At 48.0% G+C, this 21,590-nt stretch carries 16 protein-coding genes; 9 read left to right on the forward strand and 7 right to left on the reverse strand.

The genetic code is table 11. From position 1 onward, the window contains the following. Window positions 1-236: 236 nt before the first annotated feature. Window positions 237-1,700: an MFS transporter gene (locus tag Q1B47_RS02150; protein WP_299787898.1), complete on the forward strand. Its 1,464-nt coding sequence runs from the start codon at window positions 237-239 to the stop codon at window positions 1,698-1,700. 79 nt (window positions 1,701-1,779) lie between these two features. Here Q1B47_RS02150 and Q1B47_RS02155 read toward each other — a convergent pair whose 3' ends face one another. The 3 genes from Q1B47_RS02155 to Q1B47_RS02165 form a co-directional block, all read right to left on the reverse strand. Next, on the reverse strand, window positions 1,780-2,553 hold the full coding sequence (locus Q1B47_RS02155) for a ribonuclease H family protein (RefSeq protein WP_299787901.1): 774 nt from the start codon (window positions 2,551-2,553) through the stop codon (window positions 1,780-1,782). 126 nt (window positions 2,554-2,679) lie between these two features. Beyond that, window positions 2,680-3,252, reverse strand: coding sequence for a DUF1415 domain-containing protein (locus Q1B47_RS02160; RefSeq protein WP_299787904.1), 573 nt, complete (start codon window positions 3,250-3,252; stop codon window positions 2,680-2,682). Window positions 3,253-3,286: 34 nt separating this feature from the next. Continuing rightward, window positions 3,287-3,880 (reverse strand): LysE family translocator, encoded by a 594-nt coding sequence (locus tag Q1B47_RS02165; protein ID WP_299787907.1) that lies wholly within the window; start codon window positions 3,878-3,880, stop codon window positions 3,287-3,289. Window positions 3,881-4,075: 195 nt separating this feature from the next. Here Q1B47_RS02165 and Q1B47_RS02170 point away from each other — a divergent pair, with 195 nt between their 5' ends. Together Q1B47_RS02170 and Q1B47_RS02175 are read left to right on the forward strand one after the other, a co-directional pair. After that, window positions 4,076-4,636, forward strand: coding sequence for a DUF4136 domain-containing protein (locus Q1B47_RS02170; RefSeq protein ID WP_299787910.1), 561 nt, complete (start codon window positions 4,076-4,078; stop codon window positions 4,634-4,636). Between the two features lie 373 nt (window positions 4,637-5,009). Beyond that, window positions 5,010-5,960, forward strand: coding sequence for a hypothetical protein (locus Q1B47_RS02175; RefSeq protein WP_299787913.1), 951 nt, complete (start codon window positions 5,010-5,012; stop codon window positions 5,958-5,960). 138 nt (window positions 5,961-6,098) lie between these two features. Here the strand turns inward: Q1B47_RS02175 and Q1B47_RS02180 are convergent, their stop codons facing one another. Beyond that, window positions 6,099-8,249 carry a TonB-dependent receptor gene (locus tag Q1B47_RS02180; RefSeq protein WP_299787916.1) on the reverse strand — a complete coding sequence of 717 codons (2,151 nt, stop codon included), beginning with the start codon at window positions 8,247-8,249 and terminating at the stop codon, window positions 6,099-6,101. 129 nt (window positions 8,250-8,378) lie between these two features. On the opposite strand from Q1B47_RS02180, the gene Q1B47_RS02185 reads away from it, so the two are divergent. After that, the gene (locus Q1B47_RS02185; RefSeq protein WP_299787918.1) at window positions 8,379-9,206 is read left to right on the forward strand and encodes a transporter substrate-binding domain-containing protein; all 828 of its coding nucleotides are present in this window, start codon (window positions 8,379-8,381) and stop codon (window positions 9,204-9,206) included. Between the two features lie 132 nt (window positions 9,207-9,338). Here the strand turns inward: Q1B47_RS02185 and Q1B47_RS02190 are convergent, their stop codons facing one another. From Q1B47_RS02190 to Q1B47_RS02200, 3 genes are all read right to left on the reverse strand, one after another. Continuing rightward, the gene (locus Q1B47_RS02190; RefSeq protein ID WP_299787920.1) at window positions 9,339-11,405 is read right to left on the reverse strand and encodes a methyl-accepting chemotaxis protein; all 2,067 of its coding nucleotides are present in this window, start codon (window positions 11,403-11,405) and stop codon (window positions 9,339-9,341) included. Between the two features lie 354 nt (window positions 11,406-11,759). Continuing rightward, a complete protein-coding gene (locus Q1B47_RS02195; protein WP_299787923.1) occupies window positions 11,760-12,575 on the reverse strand; it encodes a DUF2797 domain-containing protein in 816 nt (271 codons plus the stop codon). A 208-nt stretch (window positions 12,576-12,783) separates the two neighbouring features. Beyond that, on the reverse strand, window positions 12,784-13,284 hold the full coding sequence (locus Q1B47_RS02200) for an ACT domain-containing protein (RefSeq protein WP_299787926.1): 501 nt from the start codon (window positions 13,282-13,284) through the stop codon (window positions 12,784-12,786). Between the two features lie 182 nt (window positions 13,285-13,466). Here Q1B47_RS02200 and Q1B47_RS02205 point away from each other — a divergent pair, with 182 nt between their 5' ends. The 5 genes from Q1B47_RS02205 to Q1B47_RS02225 all read left to right on the forward strand — a co-directional run bounded on the left by Q1B47_RS02205 (window position 13,467) and on the right by Q1B47_RS02225 (window position 21,509). After that, a complete protein-coding gene (locus Q1B47_RS02205) occupies window positions 13,467-15,725 on the forward strand; it encodes an ABC transporter permease subunit (RefSeq protein ID WP_299787928.1) in 2,259 nt (752 codons plus the stop codon). An 80-nt stretch (window positions 15,726-15,805) separates the two neighbouring features. Next, window positions 15,806-17,458, forward strand: coding sequence for a phosphate ABC transporter permease PstA (gene pstA, locus Q1B47_RS02210; RefSeq protein WP_299787931.1), 1,653 nt, complete (start codon window positions 15,806-15,808; stop codon window positions 17,456-17,458). Window positions 17,459-17,531: 73 nt separating this feature from the next. Next, a complete protein-coding gene (pstB, locus tag Q1B47_RS02215) occupies window positions 17,532-18,350 on the forward strand; it encodes a phosphate ABC transporter ATP-binding protein PstB (RefSeq protein WP_299787934.1) in 819 nt (272 codons plus the stop codon). Between the two features lie 72 nt (window positions 18,351-18,422). After that, the gene (phoU, locus tag Q1B47_RS02220; RefSeq protein WP_299787937.1) at window positions 18,423-19,133 is read left to right on the forward strand and encodes a phosphate signaling complex protein PhoU; all 711 of its coding nucleotides are present in this window, start codon (window positions 18,423-18,425) and stop codon (window positions 19,131-19,133) included. Between the two features lie 408 nt (window positions 19,134-19,541). After that, the gene (locus Q1B47_RS02225) at window positions 19,542-21,509 is read left to right on the forward strand and encodes a BCCT family transporter (RefSeq protein WP_299787940.1); all 1,968 of its coding nucleotides are present in this window, start codon (window positions 19,542-19,544) and stop codon (window positions 21,507-21,509) included. The last annotated feature ends 81 nt before the right edge of the window (window positions 21,510-21,590 follow it).

The raw sequence follows: 21,590 nt of genomic DNA on the forward strand, positions 1-21,590 counted from the left end.
CCTCATTCATGGCTTCATCGTCAATCCACTATGAATTTGTGCATTTGATATTTCGGTGTAAACAATTAGTAACAGCTCGGTGTGTGAGATTTTTAGCGATTTCTTTAGTTTTGCGACCGGTCACTCTGGTTCAGGCAGTTGATTCCTGTAATATCCGCGCACGTTGATAAACAATGACGTTTATTGAGTAACTAACACGAAGAGATCCGGTTATGTGGAATAGGTTGAACAGTTCGATGATGATTTGCCAGATGATGTTTGGCATGTCTTTTTACGGTGTCATGGTGATCCTGACCCGTTTCTTTCTGGAAGATCTGAATTATTCAGAAGCGGATACTATGATGGTCGTCGGTGCTTTTTCTGCTATCGGGCCACTGTTTGCCATTGCCGGTGGCTTCATCACCGATAAATTTCTCGGTGCCTATCGCTCTCTGACTCTGGCATTCATCTGTTTTGCATCGGGTTACGGACTGCTGGTGCTGGGGGCATCTATGCTCAATGTGCCTCTGAGTCTGGCGGGTATCGCACTGGCAAGTTATGCAAGAGGCTTGATGTTCCCCTCTTACTCACCACTTTTCAAGCGAACCTTTGCGACCGAGGAGGCCTTCGAGAGTGGTTATGCGGTTAACTACTCCATCAACAACATCGGCGCATTCATCAGCCAATACCTGTTTCCGCTGATCGTGCTGGTCATAGGTTTCAGCGGCAGCTACCTGCTGTGCGCCGCCATGGCAGTATTGGCCTTCGTGTTGATGCTGATAAGCCGTAAGCCTCTGCTCGAGGTGAGTTCAGAGATTGACAGGCAGCCGGTCAGTATGAAGAACTGGGTGCTGTTCCTGATCAGCTCGGCCGCCATGATAGGTTTAGTCTTCTTCATGTTCTCTAATATGGATGTCGGTAAGAATATCGTTTACGCCATCGGCTTAGGCGCTATCGGATACTTTATTTCGATTATGGTTAAGTCGGAAAAGAGTGAGGCACTAAAAATGGGCACCATATTGATCATGGTGCTGCTGACCATCGCCTTTTTTGTCTACTACGGCCAGATGATGACCTCGATGACCTTAGTGACTATCAATACGATGCGAGGTGATCTATTCGGCATTATCCCTATTGCGCCGGAGGCATCTATGGCGATGAACCCAATGTGGTGCATGGTAGCAGGACCGTTGATCGCCTTGGTATTTACAGCACTGGAGAAGCGCGACATCCACTTCACTATTGCGACTAAGGTGGGATTCGCCTTTATCTTTACCGCCATCGCCTTCGGAATATTAACCTTAGCGGTGATGACGGTAGGCAGTGATGTAGTTATCCGTCCTGAGGTGTTCCTGGTTATTCACTTCTTCCAGGCCTTAGCGGAAGTTATTGTCGGCAGTATGGTTGTCGCTTTCATCTTGTCTGTGGCACCTAAACATATCGAAGCCTTCTCGGTGAGCCTGTTCTCGGTTGCAACCGCGCTCAGTGGAGTCGTTGGCGCCGTGTTCTCTACCTCCATCGCCGTTGAAAAGGGGCAGGCTATCACTCAGGAGGTGGTACATAACTTATATGGTGATTACTTCGGTATGTTGACGATCATGGCCGTGGTTATGGTCGGTGTTGCATTTGCCGCTTCTAAGCTTATCAAGAAGATGTTGGGCAGCGATGAAGATAAGGCTCAAGGCTTGAGTGAAGATGAGGTTGTGAATGCCCAGGGATAACGGCTTGCAGTTAAATGGTTATTCCTCTCATCATTGAGAGGAATAACCGAACATTAGGATAACCGGATTGAAAAGTAAATTACCCTGCCCTCAGGCTTAGAATCGAAGCCAGCTCAATCGGCTCAGGATACCGGCAAAAGTTAATGTTTCGCTGATCGATAGCATAAATCGACATTCTGTCGGCTAATTCGTTCCCCTCAATGCCCACATGAGCCGCCACATGAGTGATGTGGAGCTTCTCTTTAATCTCCTCATATATGGCGTGAGATAGCTGGATTATCTCCAGATTTTTAATATCGCCGGCAGTTTTTCGTTTCCATCCTTTCTGTTTCCAACCATAAGCCCAGTTAGTGATACAGTTAATCGAGTATTGAGAGTCACTTAAGATATGAACACTCTTGCCTTTTTGAAGGTTGTCCTGAGCGATTAAGAGTGCCTGATACAGCGCATTTAACTCAGCGGTGTTGTTAGTGCCAGAGGGGTTATAGAGCCCATACCAAAGCTCAGACAGTTCGCCATTGCGGTAGACAGCGATGCCGGAGCCGGCCTCTCCGGGGTTGGGCTCACAGCCACCGTCGGTGTATATCTCTACATCATATCTTTGGTTTTGTTCGGTGGCGTTGGCTTTTACGGGTCGCTCGCTCAGCTTTGGTGCCGAAGTCGTTTTAGTGGATGCGTTTGAGGAAAGGGAGGATGCCGCTCCCTTACCGAAAGCCGCCTCGGCCTCGGCTCGGCTGGGAAATGATTTGTAGCGCGCTCCCGGAAATTTATCGACCAGTTTTTTTGTCTGATCCCAGTTGGTAAAGATACCGGTTTCTCTGCCTTGCCACACTACGTAAAACTTCTTTGCCATTGTTCTCTCTTCTATCTATGAGCAGGGGGAATCGTTCCCTATAGCGTTCATGTCTGATGCGTCGTGTTGAATACTACCCCATGAGGGGGGAAAACATAAGTTATGAGCTTGTCAGCCTTTATGAAATTAGCGCTTACTCCCCATACAACCGGACAGTAGCCTGGCAAAAAAATCACTGCCCCTTTTCTGGCAGAACGCGATGTTACGTTCTGGAATCGATTCCGGATCATCATAATTTGCCAACGCCAGCTCCATGCTCGCCTCGCGTATGATATGTAGGGTCGGGTATGGCGAGCGGTTAGTGAAGTTGGAAGGGGCATCCATCGCTTCACCATCGAAGCAGTAATCGGGGTGGAAACTGGCGAGCTGATATATCCCCTCGTAGCCTTGTTCGATGAGTAGATCGTTGGCGATATCGACGAGATCCAGATAGGGATAAAACCCTTCGAAGCCTGCGGGGATAATAAACAGGGTCGTTTCTATCCCGGGGTTAGCATCCAAGTGCTGGCACTCACTTATTAACGCCTCGAGTACATGGTGCATCTTAGTCTCATCGATAACGGCATAACGAATGCTGCGACGCTCTACTTCACGCCGCGCGAAAGGACAGATGTTGTACTTCATTATGACGCGCTCTACCCAGTTCTGTGTGTGCCGCGCTATGGCTTGAAGTTCGGTTTCCTGCTCTTGCTGTTTCACTCAGTTTTCTCCTTGCCCTGTTCTGGCTGGCCGTTTATGGGGCGATAATAGGGATGATAGATGCCACAAGCAAGAGTGCCATGGTGATGTTGAAGATCTTTTGTTGCTGGCTATTTTTTAATAACCGCTTTAATCCCACGCCGAATCCCAGCCATAGAATGGCCGTGGGGAAGGCGACGCACATGAAGACGGTTGCAATGGTCAATACTTGAGGCGGCAGTGGCGACTGTACGCTGGTGAAGGCTCCGACTGCCCCGATTGACATGATCCAGGCCTTAGGGTTGACCCATTGAAATGCGGCAGCCTGGATAAAACTTAGCGGGGTAGCGGTGTTCTTACCTTCAATCTTGCTGCTGTTATTGGCGATCAACCAGGCGAGATACAACAGGTAGGTGATGCCCGCATACTTGATGATCGAGTGCATGATGGGGTGAGCCTGAAATACTGTGCTTAGGCCTAAGCCTATGGCGAGAACCATCGCGGGAAAACCGATGCAGACACCAGACAGATGGGGGAGGCTTCTTCTCACACCAAAGTTAACGCCTGAGGTCATGAGCATGATGTTATTGGGACCGGGGGTGACACCTGATGAGAAGGCAAAAAGAGCAATAGTTAAAACCAGTTCCATGAAGATCCGCTGTTGGAGATATAAAGCTGCATTTTAGCGGAATTTTATGATGAGCTACAGAGATGATATGGCTTGAGCCGATATTGATTGCTCACAGAGGTTTTTGGGTTAACTAATTGTAATTACTTATGAGTCAGCTTAGGTTAATCTTTAACGGGGTATTATTGGAATATATTTAAGAGGGAATCTTGTATCATGTTCAAAAAACTCAGCTGCCTATTGTTAACATTTATTTTGACCGCCTGCGTCACTGTCGATGTTCCCAAATCTAACCCCACACGCGCCACTATGGTAACGAGCGGGGATCTCAGTTTTCTGTCATCAAACACGCCACGTTTTGCCTGGCATCCGTCGCTGGCCAGAGTGGCGGCTGAGGAGGGAGTCAATGATAAGGTTGTCGACCTTATGCGGAGCTCTATGATGAAGGTGATGCAGTCTAAGGGCTATCATCTGGTCTCTGTCGATGAATCACCGGATCTGTTATTAGGTTTCGGAGTTGCGCTGGAATCACAGATGAGTGATGCGCAGATACTGGATAAGGCGGGTCTGGTTCCGGGCCTCTCTACCTTTGGTGTCGATGCCGATAAGCATGAAAAAGGTTCGGTGCTGCTCGCGCTGTTTCATCCACACATGGCCGAGCCTGCATGGCGGGTATTAGCACAGGGGTTCACAGATTCGGATCAGAGCAGGGATGAGCGTCAACAGCGAGTCGATGAGCTGGTCTCACTTATGCTGGCGGCGGTGCCAAGTATCTAGCTAAATTCTTGCACCTAATCAGTCGATGTTTCTCACCAGCTTCTGCAGTTGGCAAGTTGCTGGTGACATATGAGTCACTAAACTTCCACCTCTCAAGGTTTAGCAGGCGGACCATTTTAGAGATTTTTACAAATTGAAATTTTCAGTTACATTTTTTTGTCTGTCGTGCGTGTTGAGTCAAGATGTTTACCTCTTTATCGGTAGCCTTTAGGTTTTGATTTTTAATACTTTTGTTTCATTGTTAAATCTCTGCCTTGGTCTATATAGCATTCATCGCTAAAAGCACCACTCTATAGAGGTTTTAATTTTATTAAGCCATACCTTCAGCTCCTACAATTTCAATTGAAGCAGTAATAAATTGTGAGGTGCAGTGATGAAATTTTTAAAACTACCTATCTTTTTAATGACATTGATCTTCAGTGTCGCCTGTCTGGCTGCGGGTAACCCAAGGCCTGGATTTCCCCACGATACCCTGATTTTTCATGTTAAGAAGGCTGCCAGTGGGGTAGTTAACTGTGACGGTGGACACGCATCTTTTATCCGATATGACGAGGCGGCTATGGAGATCGTGCCGGTGGATATCTATATCACCATGGTCGACTGGTATCAGGTCGACAATGACGATGATGGCCTGTTTGATGAAGATCCTGCAGACGGTCTCGATAATGATTTAGATGGTGCTGTTGATGAAGATGGTGTCGAGCCCGGTGCAGAGACGGCATTTACCGACTGTGACGGTTTAGACGGTGAAATTACACTCGTGATGCGTGATACCGACCCTCGTGCGGGCTGGATATCAACCCAGGAGTGGTTTATCCGCGGTATCGGTAAGCCAGAGCAGGAGTTTGCTTTTTCTACAAATGCACAACAACAGACTTGTGACTGGGAGGCTGGTGATGATGGCCTGCTTGGGACTGATGATGATGTAGTTGTCTGCAGTTGGGGAGATTGGATTCCACTCGGTAATGTCAGTACCAGCGACTACAATGGTGAAATTTGTGTCAAGCAGGTCTCATTGAAGGGGAAAAACAGTAAGAAGGGAGGCGGTAAAACAGAGTTTTGTGATATCACTGAAGAGTTTCAGGTCGATGTGGATGTTAACGGAGATGGCTTCTATGAAGAGGAGTTTGATGAGTTAGATCAATTTATCTTCTCCGTGAGCTGCCTCGATCTGACAGGCACAGATGTCGATTGCGAGTTGAGCCGTATTATTTGGGATATGGATGATAGTACCACCAGTAAGGCCAAGGCTCAGGTGTTTGTGAGCCATACAGGTGAAGCTATGATTAAGAAAGGGAAAATACGCGGAAAGCATGGCCAATAGACCTTAATTATTAATAATGTCATTAAATAATCGCAGTCAGTTTTCTGGCTGCGATTTGCCTCTTTTTACTTGCTTCTTCGGGGCCGGTTTATACCGGCCCGTTTTTATAAATATTGAAAAAGCTGTCTTATAACAAGTTTAGAAGCTGGCTTTTATCCCCAAGTTTACCGTAGTCCCCAGCCCCTTAGTGTTATAGCCATTATAGGTAAAGGCCTGAGAGCGGGCCGAGTAGTAATCTTCGTTGAGCAGGTTTTCTACACCGAGAGACAACTGCCAGTTGTTGATCTGATAACTGCTACTTAAGTTCACTAGTTTGTAACTGCTTACCGGTGCCTGAGTACCCGCATATTTACCATCAACCGCTTCAAAACGCTCACGATCGCCAACATACAGGTAGCTGAGCCCTATATACGCAGCATCAATCGGGTTCCAGTCGATGCTGGCGGTGAATTTGGGGGCTGAGATGATGCTGCCATCGAGGTAGCTATCTGTCTCGGTGTTTTTACCTTCCATCCAGGTATAGGTGATCCCCGTTCTAAGATTGTCCTGAACTTGGTAGCTTAGTTGAGCTTCATATCCCCAGATCTTGTGGGGAGCGCGAACTGGCAGATAGATGCCTGTGGCCTCATCATACTTGGTTGTTGTCCCTAATTCAGATTCACTGCGGTAAGCTGAGAATTCATAGTTAATATCTTCATATTGACCAGATAAACCGACTTCGTAGTTGTCTACAACAGATGATTCTGTCTGAACCAGAGAGATATCCTCAACAGTCGCCGTGCGTAGCAGTCGACCAAGATCTGGGATATCGGCACCTTGAGAGAAGCTGATAAACGGACTCAAATGTTCATTCATATTATATCTGACACCTAAGTTGAAGGTCGTGGTGTCATACTCAATATCACCACCTTTAACATCCATTGGGACTGAGCAGGTGGCCTCGTTTTTACATAGTTTTAAGGTTTGGTAGTCATCGACCTTGAGATCTACGTTGTCCTGACGAACTCCGGCCTTAACGATCCAGTCACCGTCGATCACCATTTTAGTTTGCAGGTAAGCGGCAAGGTTAGTCATGTCCATCTCTGGTACCCAGATCCGGCCATCGTCCAAAGGTTGTGAGCTAATATCGTTGAGGGCATCCAGGCCATAGATAAAGCTGACTTCAACCCGGTCCCAGTCGACTTGGGTATTGAAGTTGACCCTGAGGCCTTTTTTATCTGATTTGATTAACGACTGACCACCTGAGTAGCCTTCACTTGGATTAGCCAGACTAGTCGAGAAGAAGAACATGTTTTCGATGACCTGGGCGTATCCATCTAACGTGAGCTGAGTATTAGTGAAGAGCTCATCGTCCATGTATTTGAGCATCAGGTTGTGATTACCACGGGGCCCTTGTGGCTCTCCGATCCTTGCAACCCCTGTTGTATTCTCGATCGCATAGGTTTTAATGCCACTGTTAACATTGCCTGTTACATCGGTCAGATCGGCGAGCTGCTGGGATTCATAGTAGTTATAAGTTAGCTGGAGGTATTTCTCCTCATCAAAATCATAACCAAATTTAGTAAATAAGTTTTGGGTTTTTGCCTCGGAAAGCCCATAAATTAATCCGATAATATCACCTTCTGCATCGCGCTGAAGGCCGGTTTCTTCGATGGCCCCACTGAGTACATAACTGAAATTATCATTGGTACCGTCTATGGAGGCATCGAAACGATATCCCGGCGTATCTTCAAACTTTACCGCACTGAATTTACTCGAGGCGCCCAGCTGTACTCTGGCTTTGTCATCGTCGGTGGCTTTCTTGGTGATGTAGTTGATGATGCCGCCGGATGCGCCGTTTCCGTAGATAGAGGTCGCCCCCTTGATCACCTCGATACGCTCGATGGCACCGGCATCGATGGAGCGGATGCCCAGCTGACCATTTCTAAGCGGAGTGGATTGAGGTACGCCATCAATCATCACCAATGCTTGTCTACCACGCAGTGTTTGGCCAAAGTTACTCGAAGTCCCTGAGCTTGGCGCCATGCCGGGAACCCGAAAGGCGAGAATATTTTGTAGCTCGGAGCTGACCAACATATCTTGTTTTAGCGCCTCGTTGTCGATCAGAGTGACCGAAGAGGGGACCTCGTCGATGCGCTCTACCGAGCGGCTTCCCGTTATTATCATACGCTCCATAGAGAGCGCATCCGCACCGGTCTGTTCGGCGGCCAGACTGGTGAAAGAGGGTAGGGTGAGACAAAACAGGGCGCATTGGGTGGCGAGGGCTGTCTTGCTTAATGGGAACGGCATGGTATTTCCTTATAGGGTTTAAAGTGTGCGAATGATAATCGTTATCATGTGTGTTTGCAGGATATTTACATCTGTTGCAATTTTGTTGCTGCACGTTAATTTGAATTTTGGGGGGAGCCGATTGTTTTTTTGAGTCATATACTTGAGCCGCAGAGTAAGATTGATAACTTTGACCTGCGACAGCCAGCTAACATTGAGCCGATGATAATAACCAGCAAGTTTTCAATCATAATCCTGTTACTTTTGGTTTTCATCGCAAAGGGCAACGGAGCAGAGGTCGATATTATTTCCTGTGGGCTTTCTGATGGCTATCCTCCTTACCAATTTCAAGAAAGTGATAGTAGCGCCACAGGTTTTGACGCAGAGGTGTTGAGGTTGGTATTTAACAGGGCGCAATTACACCTTGAGCTGCACCAGATGAATTGGGTCGATGTGGTTGGCGGTTTGAGGTTTTCTCATATGCTCCACTGTGCCGGGGGGATGGAGATAACAAGGGGCAGAAAGAGATATTTTGACTTTACCTCGCCTTACTACTCTCGCAAAAGTGCCCTGTTTGTGTTGGCCGAAAATCCGGATGTTACTCGCCTCGATGACCTGGTGGGTAAAATTGTCGCCGGAGATAAAGACTCATCATTAGAGGCAGAGATAGCAGACAGCAAGATGCTCGGTAGATTACGCACTGTCCAGACCAAGAGTAAGGCTGCGTCGATGAAGCTGATGAGGGATGGCAAGGCCAGCGCGGTTATTGCGACGGTTGAGGTTGGTTACTATCTAGCCGATGAGCTGGGTATGGAAGTGAGAATTGTGATGCTCGCAGAGAGTGAAAGCCCTGTCAGCATAGCGGTGAAGAAAGGGCATCAGCGGCTTTTGCGCTTACTCGAAAGTGCACTGCAGCAACTGCTTAAAGAGGGGGAGATCGATCAATTATATGAGCAGTGGTTTCCCCAGGCACAATGAGCCCGTCGACATCTTAGATACCTGCCTCAACACTGGCTGTTTTATTCAGACTAATCTATTCAGGGTGCCTGTTATGGTGACACCCTGAACCTAACTTAATGAAACTGAAACGTCGGCAAGCAGATATTTGAATTACGCCAGTTTAAATTTACTGACCAGTTCATTGAGCTGCTCGTTTGCTGCTGAGAGGTTTTGTGTACTCAGCGCGGTCTGCTGCCCGTTCTTCAACAACTCCAGCGCCATGGCCTCTATGGTGTGCATGTTGCGGCTGATCTCATCGGTTACCGCACTCTGCTGCTCGGATGCCGTCGCAATTTGACTACCCAAATCATTAATTTCTACGATAGAGCCGGTCATGGCATCCAGACTCGAGGTTACCCGGGATGTATTTTCGGCGACTTTCTGGCAGCTGTTTTTAGTCTCGGTCATCACTTTTTCAGCCGTTGCCGCATCGCGGCGCAGTGTGGTTAAGATCTCCTCAATTTGAGCGGTGCTGGATTGTGTGCGGGAGGCGAGTGAACGAACCTCGTCGGCGACTACCGCAAATCCTCGTCCCTGCTCTCCGGCGCGAGCGGCTTCGATGGCGGCATTAAGTGCCAGTAGATTGGTCTGCTCGGCGATGCCTCCTATTACGTCGAGTACCTCCACGATCTGCTTGGTATTTTCGCTCATGGTATTGATGCTGCTGGTCGCCGTATTCATCTCCTCCACTAGGGCTATGACACTGTTTGACGCATCGACGACCGTGACCTTAGAGGCTTTAGCCTCTTCGTTGGCTTGTTGGGTGCTCGATGCGGTTTGCACCGCACTATGCGCCACGGCTTCGGCCGAGGCGTTCATCTGAGTGATCGCCGTCACCGCCAGCTCTGTCTCCGAGGTGTGGCTGTTGAGTGCCTGGCTGTTTCGCTCCGATTGGCTGTTAAGCTGTGATATCCCCTCGGTGATCTCTTTGGATGATTTTGAGATATCGAGCATCATAGCCTGGAGATAGCTGATAAAGTTATTGACCGAATGGCCAATGTCTCCCAGCTCGTCGCGGGTAGCGATCTCCAGCCTGGAAGTGAGATCGGCTTCACCGGTGGATAGGGTCTCAATGCGTTTTTTCAGCATGATCATATCGGTGATTATCTTGTTCAGCAGCCAGACACAGAAAATGAGTGCGATCACGATAAGGCAGCTCGCTACCGCGATGCTCTGGTAGATTTTACTGTCAAATATCTCACGGGTTCCCTCGACCAGACCCTGTTGAATAGAGGTAACATCAGATTCATAGGCACCGGTACCTATGACCCAACCCCATTCGGGGAGAATTTTTCTGACGTATGAGATCTTGGCTTCGGCGTTATCGGTTGCCGAGGAACTGAGCGGAAGCAGTACAAAGGCATCGGCTTGGTTGCCCAAAGCACGCTTGGCCAGCTCCGCATTTGCTGTTTGTTGGCCTATCAGGTTTTTTTGGGAGTGGGCCAGAATTTTACCGTTTGCATCCTGCACCCAAAACTCTCCATTTTCACCATATTTTGCCGCCATAACGGTCTGTAGTGCGGCTGTTATCTTGTCCTGCCTGAGGGTACTGATGTATTCACCGGTGGCAATTACCAGGTTGAGAGGTTCAAAATAGAAGGAGGCTGAAAGCTTCTCCTCCACCCTGCCGGTAGTTGGGTTTGAAAAGAAGTAGCTGGTGAAACCTATCTCATTGTTTCTCGCCGCTGCAACAATATTTCGGGCGTAATAGTTGCCCTTTTCATCGACAACATCGCGGCTGTTGCCCATAGATACGCCACCGATACCGGCGGCTTCATTGGTCAGGGTATCTGCATCATAGGCAAACAGGTAACGCCCCTTTCCCCATTGGTATTCGTTGATGAAGGTATAGACCATCATATCGGGGTCATCGGTGAGGTTATTCTCATACATGCGGTTGATGATATTGCGAAACATGACAATCTCATCGCCCAGCGCCTGCCTGATGTTTTCGACCCTGGATTGTTGGTAGAAGTCGTTGACCGAGCGGCTTAGGGTATCTACCTGTCCGATGAGATTCTGCTTTACTAAGCTTTCCACTTTATTGCTGATGTTAAGCTTTTCCTGTTTGAGCACCGCTTGTTCAATCACCACCATGTTGGCGATGAAATAGCAGGAAACAGCAACGAGTAAGGCACCTACTAAAATGATTAATTTAGCTTTTATTGTCATTTTCATGAAAACCACCCTAGGATGAATTCGATTAGACATAAGAAAAATCTAATAGATATTAAGTGATAAATAGCACTCAAATACAACATGGTGGTTACAAAAGTGTGAAGCCGGTGTAACTCCGATATCTCAAATGGGATCCGATTAACAAATATTTCAAAATTAACAGGTTAGCGAGGAAGGATATTGCTGAAAAATCAATGAGGAGGAGCTAATGTAACTAATTGTAAATAAAGCTGTTATGTGAATTTTTATGGCCGTTTATCGGGTGAAGTCAATTGGTGTCTGAGCCATGTTTGAACTGTTAGAAAATAAGCCAGTTCTCTTATCGTAGAGGTACCGGCTTATGATAGTGGTCGATTATCCGACACTTATCTCATAGGAGGTAAACTTACGCAGGTTAATGACGCCCGTATCGAAGATAAGGTACTGGCCTTTTATCCCTAAAAGGACTCCGCTTACTACCGGATCCTTATCGAAATTATGTGAGCTTATCTTGGTCGGGAACTCATTGACCGGGAAGTGGATCTCCTGAATATCTTCATTGAGCTTCTCGATGGCGTATTCGCCATATGTCATGCAGAGTTCATGGATCTTAGTTTCAACTAGTGGCAACAGTTCGGCAGCTTGGGCCTTGAGATCGATATCCTCAGCATTACCTTTGAGCATGGTTCGCCAGTTGGTCTTATCCTTGATCATCTTCGCCAATTCGACCTCCACCAAGCCTGAGATCTGTCTGCTCGAGACTTTTAAAATGGGTAAGCCCTGGGTTGCCCCTTGATCTATCCAGCGAGTCGGTAGTTGAGTGTGACGGGTGATCCCCACCTTGAGCCCGGAGGTATTTGACAGGTAGACATAGTGCGGGACAAAGCAGTTATCTTCACCCCATTGAGGTTCGCGACAGGTGCCTTGGGCAAAGTGGCAGGTTTCCGGCTTCATGATACACATATCGCAACTTGCCAGCTTCTTCATGCAGACAAAACAGTGTCCCTGTGAGTAGCTCTTCTTCGTTCGCTTTCCGCAATTACTGCAGCAGATCTTTCCGGTATGGGTCAAAGTTACTGTTGTGCCTATGAGAGGGTTCATGGCTAACAGCTCATCTCCGATGGGCAACTGATATTGAACTTGCGCGTTTTCATCCAGCGTGGCGCGCATTTTTTTGATTGTACCTAACATAGCGGTTCCTGGCATAAACATACTTATCTGAGATTGTGCATAGTGTTGAGCAAGACATTGCGCCGAGGCGGTTGATCTTCTCCTTTATTCGCTAGTCTAACAGATTGTTTATGTGTTCCCTGATAGATTTATTAGATTGCTAAAAGAGGGAGGGTATCGGAGAGGGAGAGCGAATCTCACTCTCCTCGTGGGCTTATATAATTTGTCGTTAACCGGCCAGCCTATCCAGCACCACATCATCACCTATGGCATAAAGCGCGCTCATAAGTGCTTCCTCCTGTTCCGCTTGCTTTATTCCCAGATCGAAACTGGCCCTGAACAGGGGGACACCCGTATGGCTGGCGCTCTCATAGCGGGTGCTGAAGTGCTCGATGTTGATGCCCAGGGCACTGATCTTATTTGATATGTCATGTACCAGACCGGGTCTGTCATAGGCAACCAGTGAAAAGCTTAGGTGTTTAATCTGATTCGGGTTTTTACTGGTTTTAGCATAGGTCATGCTCAAGCCTTCGATGCACTCTAAGTTTTCGGCCAACAGATCCCAATTAGCGGCGGGGACCTCTAACAGGAGGATAGCGGCAAAAATTCCATCGAGGTGGCGCAATTCTGAATCGAGCCAATTACCACCATGACGGCTCACGGCATGTGCTATCTGTTCGACTAACCCTTTTCTGTCTGCAACCTGCAAGGTGACCAAGTATCGTAACATATTGATTTTACTCCTTTGATTAAATATTATCTCTGGGTTCGAACGCTGTCACACTAGTGTCATCTTTACGTCATATAATTCGACGCATCAAAATAATGAGAGTGTTTCTAACCTATTGTTAGCACAGCAGTTGAAACAATCCCAGTGAAAACTCTACTGGCTATTTAATAAACGAGGTTCCAATGGTAACTCAGGTAATAAAACCTGATCCTAAGGCTAAAAACCTACTGATAGGTAAAGGCTCGAGTAGAAGGGCGATTCAGGATAAGTTGACTCAGGTCGGGGTGACGATTGGCGGAACCATGGTGTTTGTCGCCCTGTTGTTGATCTTCTTCTATCTCCTGTATGTCGTTAAGCCCATTTTTGATGGTGCCGAGGTCACGCCACAGATTAGCGTCGATATCGCCGGTGATAGCAGTCCTGCGTTAATGGTCGGCAGTGATGAGCAGAACGAGATCATCTACCGGGTATCTGACTCCGGTCAGGTAGACTTTTACGATGCAAAACATGGAAACCTGATTGAGAGTGAAAGGCTTTCGATCCCCGAGGGGGTAGAGGTCGTAGGTAGTGCGGCTTCTGTTGCCAGTGAGCAAAGGTTCGCCCTGGGGCTCGGCAACGGCCAACTGATTCTTGCCGGTATTAACTTTGGTGTTACTTATCCTGATAACCAAAGAGTCATCACGCCTGACTTACGTTATCCGGCAGGTGCGCAACCATTGACCGTCGATGAGAACGGTGCTCCGCTTAATAACCTTACCTTCGGTTATAACAGCGAGAAGATGAGCTTCGCTTACCAAGACCAGGCAAAGGTGTGGCATCTAACCCGCCAAGAGGGTGAAGAGAACATGATGACCGAGGAGGTCGAGTGGACTTCGACTACCGGCTTGATTAACGATGCCCCTGTGAGTGTTCAGCAAAGGTTAATGTCTCCTGATCAGCGACAACTGATGTTGCGAAGCGGCGATAAACTCTTTATCTATGATATTCGTGATGCAGATGATATCTCCCTGCTGCAAGTCCTAGAGCTTGAGCTTGCCAGGGCTAAAGTTACCGATGTAAGTCTTCTCGCCGGCGCGAGTTCAATTCTGGTCAGTTACGACTCCGGGCTGGTGGTGCAATACTTTCAGGTTAACGGTGAGCGTGGACGCCAATATCAGGAGATACGTACATTTGAGAGTGGCTCATCGATCGCCAGTGTTGCCAGTGAGTTTTATCGTAAGAGCTTCGTGACGGTGAGTGACAAGGGGGATTTGACACTCCTTTATACGACCAGTGAGCGTGAACTCTTTTCAGAGACATTCGATCTGAAGAACCCCGGTAAGATAGGTTTCAGCCCAAGAGCCAACGCTCTGGTAGTCGAGTCGGGTTCCAAGTTGCACCTGTTTGCCGTCGACAATTCACATCCTGAAGTCTCCTGGAGTGCGATGTGGAGTAAGGTCTGGTACGAGGGGTACCCGGAACCTAAGTATGTCTGGCAATCGACGTCAGGTTCAGATGATTTTGAGGCTAAGCTAAGCCTGATGCCATTGGCCTTCGGCACGATGAAGGCTGCACTCTATGCCATGTTATTTGCCACGCCACTGGCTATTGCCGGCGCGGTATACACAGCCTATTTCATGTCGCCGAAGATTCGCTCCATTGTGAAGCCGACGATTGAGATCATGGAGGCCTTACCCACAGTTATCCTGGGCTTCTTAGCCGGCTTATGGCTGGCACCTTTGATAGAAGATAATCTGCCGGGCATCCTGGTTCTGCTGGTGCTGTTACCACTGTCGATTCTGACCACGGCATTTATCTGGCACAACTTGCCCGGAAAATGGAAACAGCGTCTGCCTGAGACCTACCAGGAACTGATGCTACTGCCTGTGATCATCTTTATCGGCTGGCTCTCTTTCGCAATCAGTCCGGCCATAGAGGTCGCATTCTTCCATGGGGATTCTCGTATGTTCATCACTAATGAGCTGGGGATCACTTTCGATCAGCGTAATGCCTTGGTTGTCGGTATTGCGATGGGCTTTGCAGTTATTCCTACCATATTCTCTATTGCCGAAGATGCCGTGTTCTCGGTGCCTCGCCACCTTTCGAACGGTAGTTTAGCGCTGGGGGCGACCAACTGGCAGACATTGACCCGTGTGGTTCTGCTTACAGCCAGCCCGGGGATCTTCTCTGCGGTGATGATGGGGCTGGGTCGCGCCGTGGGTGAAACTATGATTGTGTTAATGGCTACGGGAAATACCGCCATCATGGAGTGGAGTGTGTTTGAGGGAATGCGTACCCTGGCCGCAAATATCGCCGTAGAGATGCCGGAGTCTGCGATCGGCAGCTCCCATTACCGGGTTCTTTTCCTGGCTGCTTTTGTGCTGTTTATCTTTACCTTCCTCTTCAACACGATTGCCGAAGTGGTAAGACAGCGCCTGCGCGAACGTTACAGTTCTCTTTAATGAGTAAAAAATGATGACTGAAAATATGAACATGAATATATCTGTTTTCGAGCCTGAAGTTGTGTTTGGGAGTAACTGTCATGGGTAAGTGGTTTAAGTCCGGTTCGCCATGGATATGGATGACAGGTGGGGCGGTAAGCATCAGCTTAATTGCCGTACTGGGTTTGTTGTTGATGATTGCCTGGCGTGGCCTGAGCTATTTCTGGCCGGCAGAGATATATCAATGGGAGCTCAATGATCCCCAGGGTAATCGTTACACCTTGATTGGTGAGATATACGATAGAGAGGAGGTACCAACCGAACGCCTTATTTCAGCTGGACATGTGTTTGAGCAGCCCCCCGGTGAAACCGTGACCCGTTATCTGGTGAAAACCGGTAACCGTGAATTTGTCGGCTTGGATTTTCGTTGGATACTGGCGACAGATATCATCTCTCGCACTAAACCGGAAAATATTGCGGTGATCGAGAGAAGCAAAAATGGTGACTTTTATGGTTATCCCATCGCGATTGTCGAAAATGGACAGCGCTTGGCACCCGATGATATCGAAGCTTCATTTGAAGCACATATCGAGCGCGCCGTTGCGCTTAACGACAAAGCCGTAACACTGCAAAAGAGTGAGATCGGCTCCATCAACTATGCCCTGGAAAAGCTGCGTTTGCAGGAGCGACGTTATGAACTCGATGGGCAACTGACTGATGAGCGCAAGGCGGAGCTCGATAGCAGGAAAGCGGCCCTACAGGCAGATTATCTGGTGCTGGAAAAGTCGTTCTTTGCCCTTAGAACCGAAGCGGCAAGGGATTCGGTGATTATTAAAGATATGCGTGGCGAAGAGGTTGTACTGAAACTCGATACTATTCTCGATGTGACCTACTCCAACCGCATAGGCATGATAGGTAAAATTGGCCACTGGTTCGCGGGAGTAGGAAGCTTTATCAGTGACGATCCCAGAGAAGCTAATACCGAAGGAGGTGTGTTTCCGGCTATCTTCGGTACCGTTTTCATGGTGCTCTTGATGGCGGTTATCGTGACCCCCTTTGGCGTTATCGCTGCAATCTACCTGCATGAGTATGCTAAGAAAGGACCGATAACTAAGATGATCCGCATTGCGGTGATTAATCTGGCCGGTGTACCTTCGATTGTTTATGGTGTGTTCGGTCTGGGCTTCTTTGTTTACATGTTTGGTGGCTCCTTGGATCAACTCTTCTACCCGGAGGCGTTGCCTGCCCCGACTTTCGGTTCTCCTGGCGTGCTCTGGTCGGCATTAACCTTAGCCATATTGACACTGCCGGTTGTGATTGTATCGACCGAGGAGGGGCTTAGTCGAATTCCCAGCGCCGTGCGTCAGGGGAGCTTAGCCCTGGGAGCAACTAAAGCCGAGACGCTCTGGCGAATCGTGATCCCCATGGCGAGCCCGGCCATTATGACCGGTTTAATTTTAGCCGTTGCTCGTGCAGCGGGTGAGGTGGCTCCCCTGATGTTGGTGGGAGTCGTAAAGTTGGCGCCGACTTTGCCAATCGACATGAACTTTCCATTCGTGCATCTTGAACGTAAGTTCATGCACTTAGGTTTCCATATTTATGATGTAGGTTTCCAGAGTCCGAACGTGGAGGCGGCGAGACCTCTGGTCTATGCGACGTCGTTCCTGCTCGTCTCAGTCATAGTGTCATTAAACTTGACTGCAATCGGTGTTCGTAACCACCTGCGTGAGAAGTATCGCTCTCTTGAGCATTAAAACGAACAAATATCGCCACGCAGTGGCATAAATAGGACGGCGAAGCCGTGCTGTTAAAGTGATAGGATATAAAATGATTTCCATAGATAAGTCTGCTATGAACACAAACTCAATCGATCTGAGTAATTTGAGCCAGGAAGAGACAGCCCTGGAGATCCGTAACTTAGATCTGAAATATGGTGAGAAACAGGCGCTCTTCGATGTGTCGATGAAGATCCCCGAGAAACAGGTGACAGCATTTATCGGTCCCAGTGGTTGTGGTAAGTCTACACTGCTGCGCTGTATCAACCGGATGAATGACCTGGTTGATAACTGTCATATCGGTGGTGAGATCTTACTCAATGGACAGAATATCTATGATAAAGAGGTCGATGTTGCCTCTCTGCGCAGAAATGTCGGCATGGTGTTCCAGCGGCCAAATCCATTTCCAAAATCAATTTATGAAAATGTGGTTTATGGACTGCGCCTTCAGGGGGTGAATAATCGCCGGGAGCTGGATGAGGCGGCCGAGCGCTCACTGCGTGGCGCAGCAATATGGGATGAGGTGAAAGACAGACTACATGACAACGCTTTCGGTCTCTCTGGTGGTCAGCAGCAGCGTCTGGTGATCGCTCGCGCTATCGCCATCGAACCGGAGGTACTGCTTCTCGATGAGCCGACGTCTGCACTCGACCCCATCTCGACACTGACGATTGAGGAGTTGATCACCGATCTAAAATCTAAATACACGGTAGTGATCGTTACCCATAACATGCAACAGGCGGCGCGGGTCTCTGATCAGACCGCTTTCATGTATATGGGCGAGTTGGTCGAGTATGCCGATACTAACACCATATTTACCACGCCGAGGCAGCGGAAAACGGAAGATTACATTACAGGCCGATACGGATAACTGAGCCGTTTCATATCGGGATTAATACGCTTAGTTGTCAGGTTTAATAGAATATAAAAGGTGTGATTTGCAATGGAAAATATGAATTTAAATAAGCATATATCGGGACAGTTCAATGCCGAGTTAGATGATATCCGTAATCGTGTGTTAGCCATGGGTGGATTAGTCGAGCGTCAATTAGAGCAGTCTCTGGATGCGTTGAGCACCCTGGATTCTGAGTTAGCGCAGAAAGTCATCGAGGGCGATCATAAGGTTAATGGGATGGAGGTGACCATAGATGAAGAGTGTACCCGCATCATAGCCAAGCGTCAGCCGGCGGCCAGTGATCTGCGCCTGGTACTGGCCATCTCAAAAACCATTACCGATCTGGAACGTATTGGCGATGCGTGCGTTAAGATAGCCAAAGCCGCGATGGATAAACGGTCTAAAAATCAGCAGCCTCTGTTGGTCAGCATCGAGAACATGGGACGTCATGCCACGCGAATGCTTAATGCAACACTGGATGCACTGGCTCGTATGGATGCCGAAGTTGCGCTGGAGCTTCACAAAGAGGATTTTAAGTTAGATAAGGAGTATGAGGGGATCATCCGTCAGTTGATGACCTATATGATGGCCGATCCACGCTCCATACCTGAGGTGTTAGATGTACTGTGGGCTGCGCGGGCCGTCGAGCGGGTGGGGGATCGTTGTCAGAATATCTGTGAGTACATCATCTATTACGTGAAGGGAAAGGATGTACGTCATGTCTCCTATGAGGAGATGGAGAAAGACCTTAACCTTTAACTGTTGGTACTTCGTCAATTTAATAAAAATAAAACCTTTAAAAACAAGCGGCTACTTAGCCGCTTGTCTGTTTATATGAACTCTGCTCAGATTTAAAGCCGAATTTCATGTATAGTATACATATCTTTGTGTATAGACAGATTGTATTCAATAGTGCCGGAGCAGATTAAATTCTCAAGATTTGGTCGCTATTGAATGGGATTTGTCGTTTTAGCTTTTTAATCAAATTTAAGCTTGAAACCTTGGCCGAAAAGCCAAGTATATAGCCTTTGTTGGCGTTCACAAATTGTGATTTCCGCCACAGATACAGTTGCGAGAAACTGTATGATGCCTCACCGTCTAATGTTGGCCGGAATCTCTTGTAGTTGAGTGAGTTGTATCAACTATTTGCTAATTTGCGAGAGTTTTATGTCGATAAAATCCAGTATTAATCCTCCTGTTTTTTTCTCATCTGTTTTACTTATTGCGTTTATGGTACTTGTCGGTGCGCTTTGGCCTGTACAAGCACAAGCTGTTTTTAAATCTGCTCAATCCTGGTTTGAGCTTAAAGCCGGTTGGCTTTACGTTCTAGGTGTTGCCATCTTTTTGATATTTATAATCTTTGTGATGGTGAGCCGTTTCGGTGATATTAAGTTAGGTCCGGATCATGCCGAACCCGATTACAGCTACAAAAGCTGGATAGCCATGCTGTTTTCTGCAGGTATGGGAATTGGCTTGATGTTTTTCGGTGTTGCCGAGCCTGTTATGCACTACCTGGCACCACCGGATGCGACGCCCGAGTCTATTCAGGCGGCCAAAGATGCCATGAAGATCACTTTCTTCCATTGGGGGATCCATGCCTGGGCTATCTACGCAGTCGTTGCCCTGAGTCTGGCTTACTTCTCCTACAGACATAAATTGCCACTGCTTCCCAGAAGTGCACTGTATCCTCTGATTGGTGAGCGTATCTATGGCCCTATAGGTCATGCGGTGGATACCTTCGCCGTTTTAGGTACCATGTTCGGTGTGGCAACATCTTTAGGTTTTGGTGTTTTACAGGTCAACTCCGGTCTGCATTACCTACTCGATGTGCCGGTGAATACCTATATACAGGTTGGACTCATCGTTGCCATCTCGCTGATTGCGACACTCTCGGTTTTCTCAGGATTGGATAAAGGGGTTAAACGACTCAGTGAGCTGAATTTAGGTTTAGCGGTATTGCTGTTGCTATTTGTGCTGATCTTCGGGCCAACCGTCGAACTGTTGCAAGCTTTTGTACAAAACACCGGTGCCTACTTGAGCGACATAGTCGGCAAGACATTTAACTTATATGCCTATGAGCAGAAAAATGACTGGATTGGTGGTTGGACTCTGCTCTACTGGGGCTGGTGGATCTCATGGTCACCATTTGTCGGTACTTTTATTGCCCGCGTCTCCCGTGGCAGAACTATCCGTGAGTTTTTAGTCGGTGTGTTGTTTGTACCTTCAGCTTTCACCTTCCTGTGGATGACAGTCTTTGGCAACACGGCGATAGATGCGATTATGAACCATGGCGCATCTTATCTGACCGATGCCGTATCGTCTGATGTCTCGGTGGCGCTGTTTGTCTTTTTCGAGCATATGCCGCTCTCTCTTGTGTTATCGACTATTGCACTGTGTTTGGTTGTGACCTTCTTCGTCACCTCTTCCGATTCGGGCTCACTGGTTATCGATAACCTGACATCCGGTGGTGATCACGATGCCCCCGTATGGCAACGCGTCTTTTGGGCGTTACTACAGGGGGTCGTGGCTTCCGTGTTACTGCTTGCCGGGGGGCTGCAAGCGCTACAAACTGTCGCGATTGCCAGTGCCTTGCCTTTCCTCTTAGTGATGCTCCTGATGTGTTTCGGTTTATATAAGGCGCTGCAGGATGACTGGCTTAAGATCAATAGTGTTCAGCTGCATAATACCAGTGTGCAGTTCAGTAAAACTAACGTGAATTGGGAAGATCATATCGATGTTCTGGTGTCTCACCCGAGCCAGAAAGATGCCCAGGATTTTCTGGATAAAGTGGCTACACCGGCTCTGGAAAAGGTGTGTGAGAGCTTTATCAGTAAGGAGATCCCGGCCGAAGTGTTGCATTTCGACAATCGTATTCGTTTCGTCATTGCGAACGAAGAGTATGATGACTTCGCCTATGGATTGCGTATTCGTGCATTCTCAATAATCAATCCTATCGAGAGTGAACTGGATGAGGGAGAAACGGAGTATTACCGGGTGGAGGTGTTCCTGGAACATGGTGGCCAACATTATGATGTGATGGGCTTCACCGAAGAGCAGATCCTGGCCGACGTGGTGACTCAATATGAGAAGTATCTTCATTACCTGCACCTGTCCAGTTCAGAGTACTTAGGTTAAAAGACAGGTTAAGCCGGGACAGGGTAAATATTTTGTCTCAAAAACCCAGTTAAAATAAAACAGCCCTGATGGTATCATCAG

The organism is uncultured Shewanella sp. (assembly GCF_947501225.1).
Lineage (GTDB): Bacteria > Pseudomonadota > Gammaproteobacteria > Enterobacterales > Shewanellaceae > Shewanella.

Coding starts and splice junctions, on each gene's coding strand:
- Q1B47_RS02150 (WP_299787898.1), top strand. CDS start 237: ATGATGATTTGCCAGATGATGTTTGGCATGTCTTTTTACGGTGTCATG.
- Q1B47_RS02155 (WP_299787901.1), bottom strand. CDS start 2,553: ATGGCAAAGAAGTTTTACGTAGTGTGGCAAGGCAGAGAAACCGGTATC.
- Q1B47_RS02165 (WP_299787907.1), bottom strand. CDS start 3,880: ATGGAACTGGTTTTAACTATTGCTCTTTTTGCCTTCTCATCAGGTGTC.
- Q1B47_RS02170 (WP_299787910.1), top strand. CDS start 4,076: ATGTTCAAAAAACTCAGCTGCCTATTGTTAACATTTATTTTGACCGCC.
- Q1B47_RS02175 (WP_299787913.1), top strand. CDS start 5,010: ATGAAATTTTTAAAACTACCTATCTTTTTAATGACATTGATCTTCAGT.
- Q1B47_RS02180 (WP_299787916.1), bottom strand. CDS start 8,249: ATGCCGTTCCCATTAAGCAAGACAGCCCTCGCCACCCAATGCGCCCTG.
- Q1B47_RS02190 (WP_299787920.1), bottom strand. CDS start 11,405: ATGAAAATGACAATAAAAGCTAAATTAATCATTTTAGTAGGTGCCTTA.
- Q1B47_RS02195 (WP_299787923.1), bottom strand. CDS start 12,575: ATGTTAGGTACAATCAAAAAAATGCGCGCCACGCTGGATGAAAACGCG.
- Q1B47_RS02200 (WP_299787926.1), bottom strand. CDS start 13,284: ATGTTACGATACTTGGTCACCTTGCAGGTTGCAGACAGAAAAGGGTTA.
- Q1B47_RS02205 (WP_299787928.1), top strand. CDS start 13,467: ATGGTAACTCAGGTAATAAAACCTGATCCTAAGGCTAAAAACCTACTG.
- pstA (WP_299787931.1), top strand. CDS start 15,806: ATGGGTAAGTGGTTTAAGTCCGGTTCGCCATGGATATGGATGACAGGT.
- pstB (WP_299787934.1), top strand. CDS start 17,532: ATGATTTCCATAGATAAGTCTGCTATGAACACAAACTCAATCGATCTG.
- phoU (WP_299787937.1), top strand. CDS start 18,423: ATGGAAAATATGAATTTAAATAAGCATATATCGGGACAGTTCAATGCC.
- Q1B47_RS02225 (WP_299787940.1), top strand. CDS start 19,542: ATGTCGATAAAATCCAGTATTAATCCTCCTGTTTTTTTCTCATCTGTT.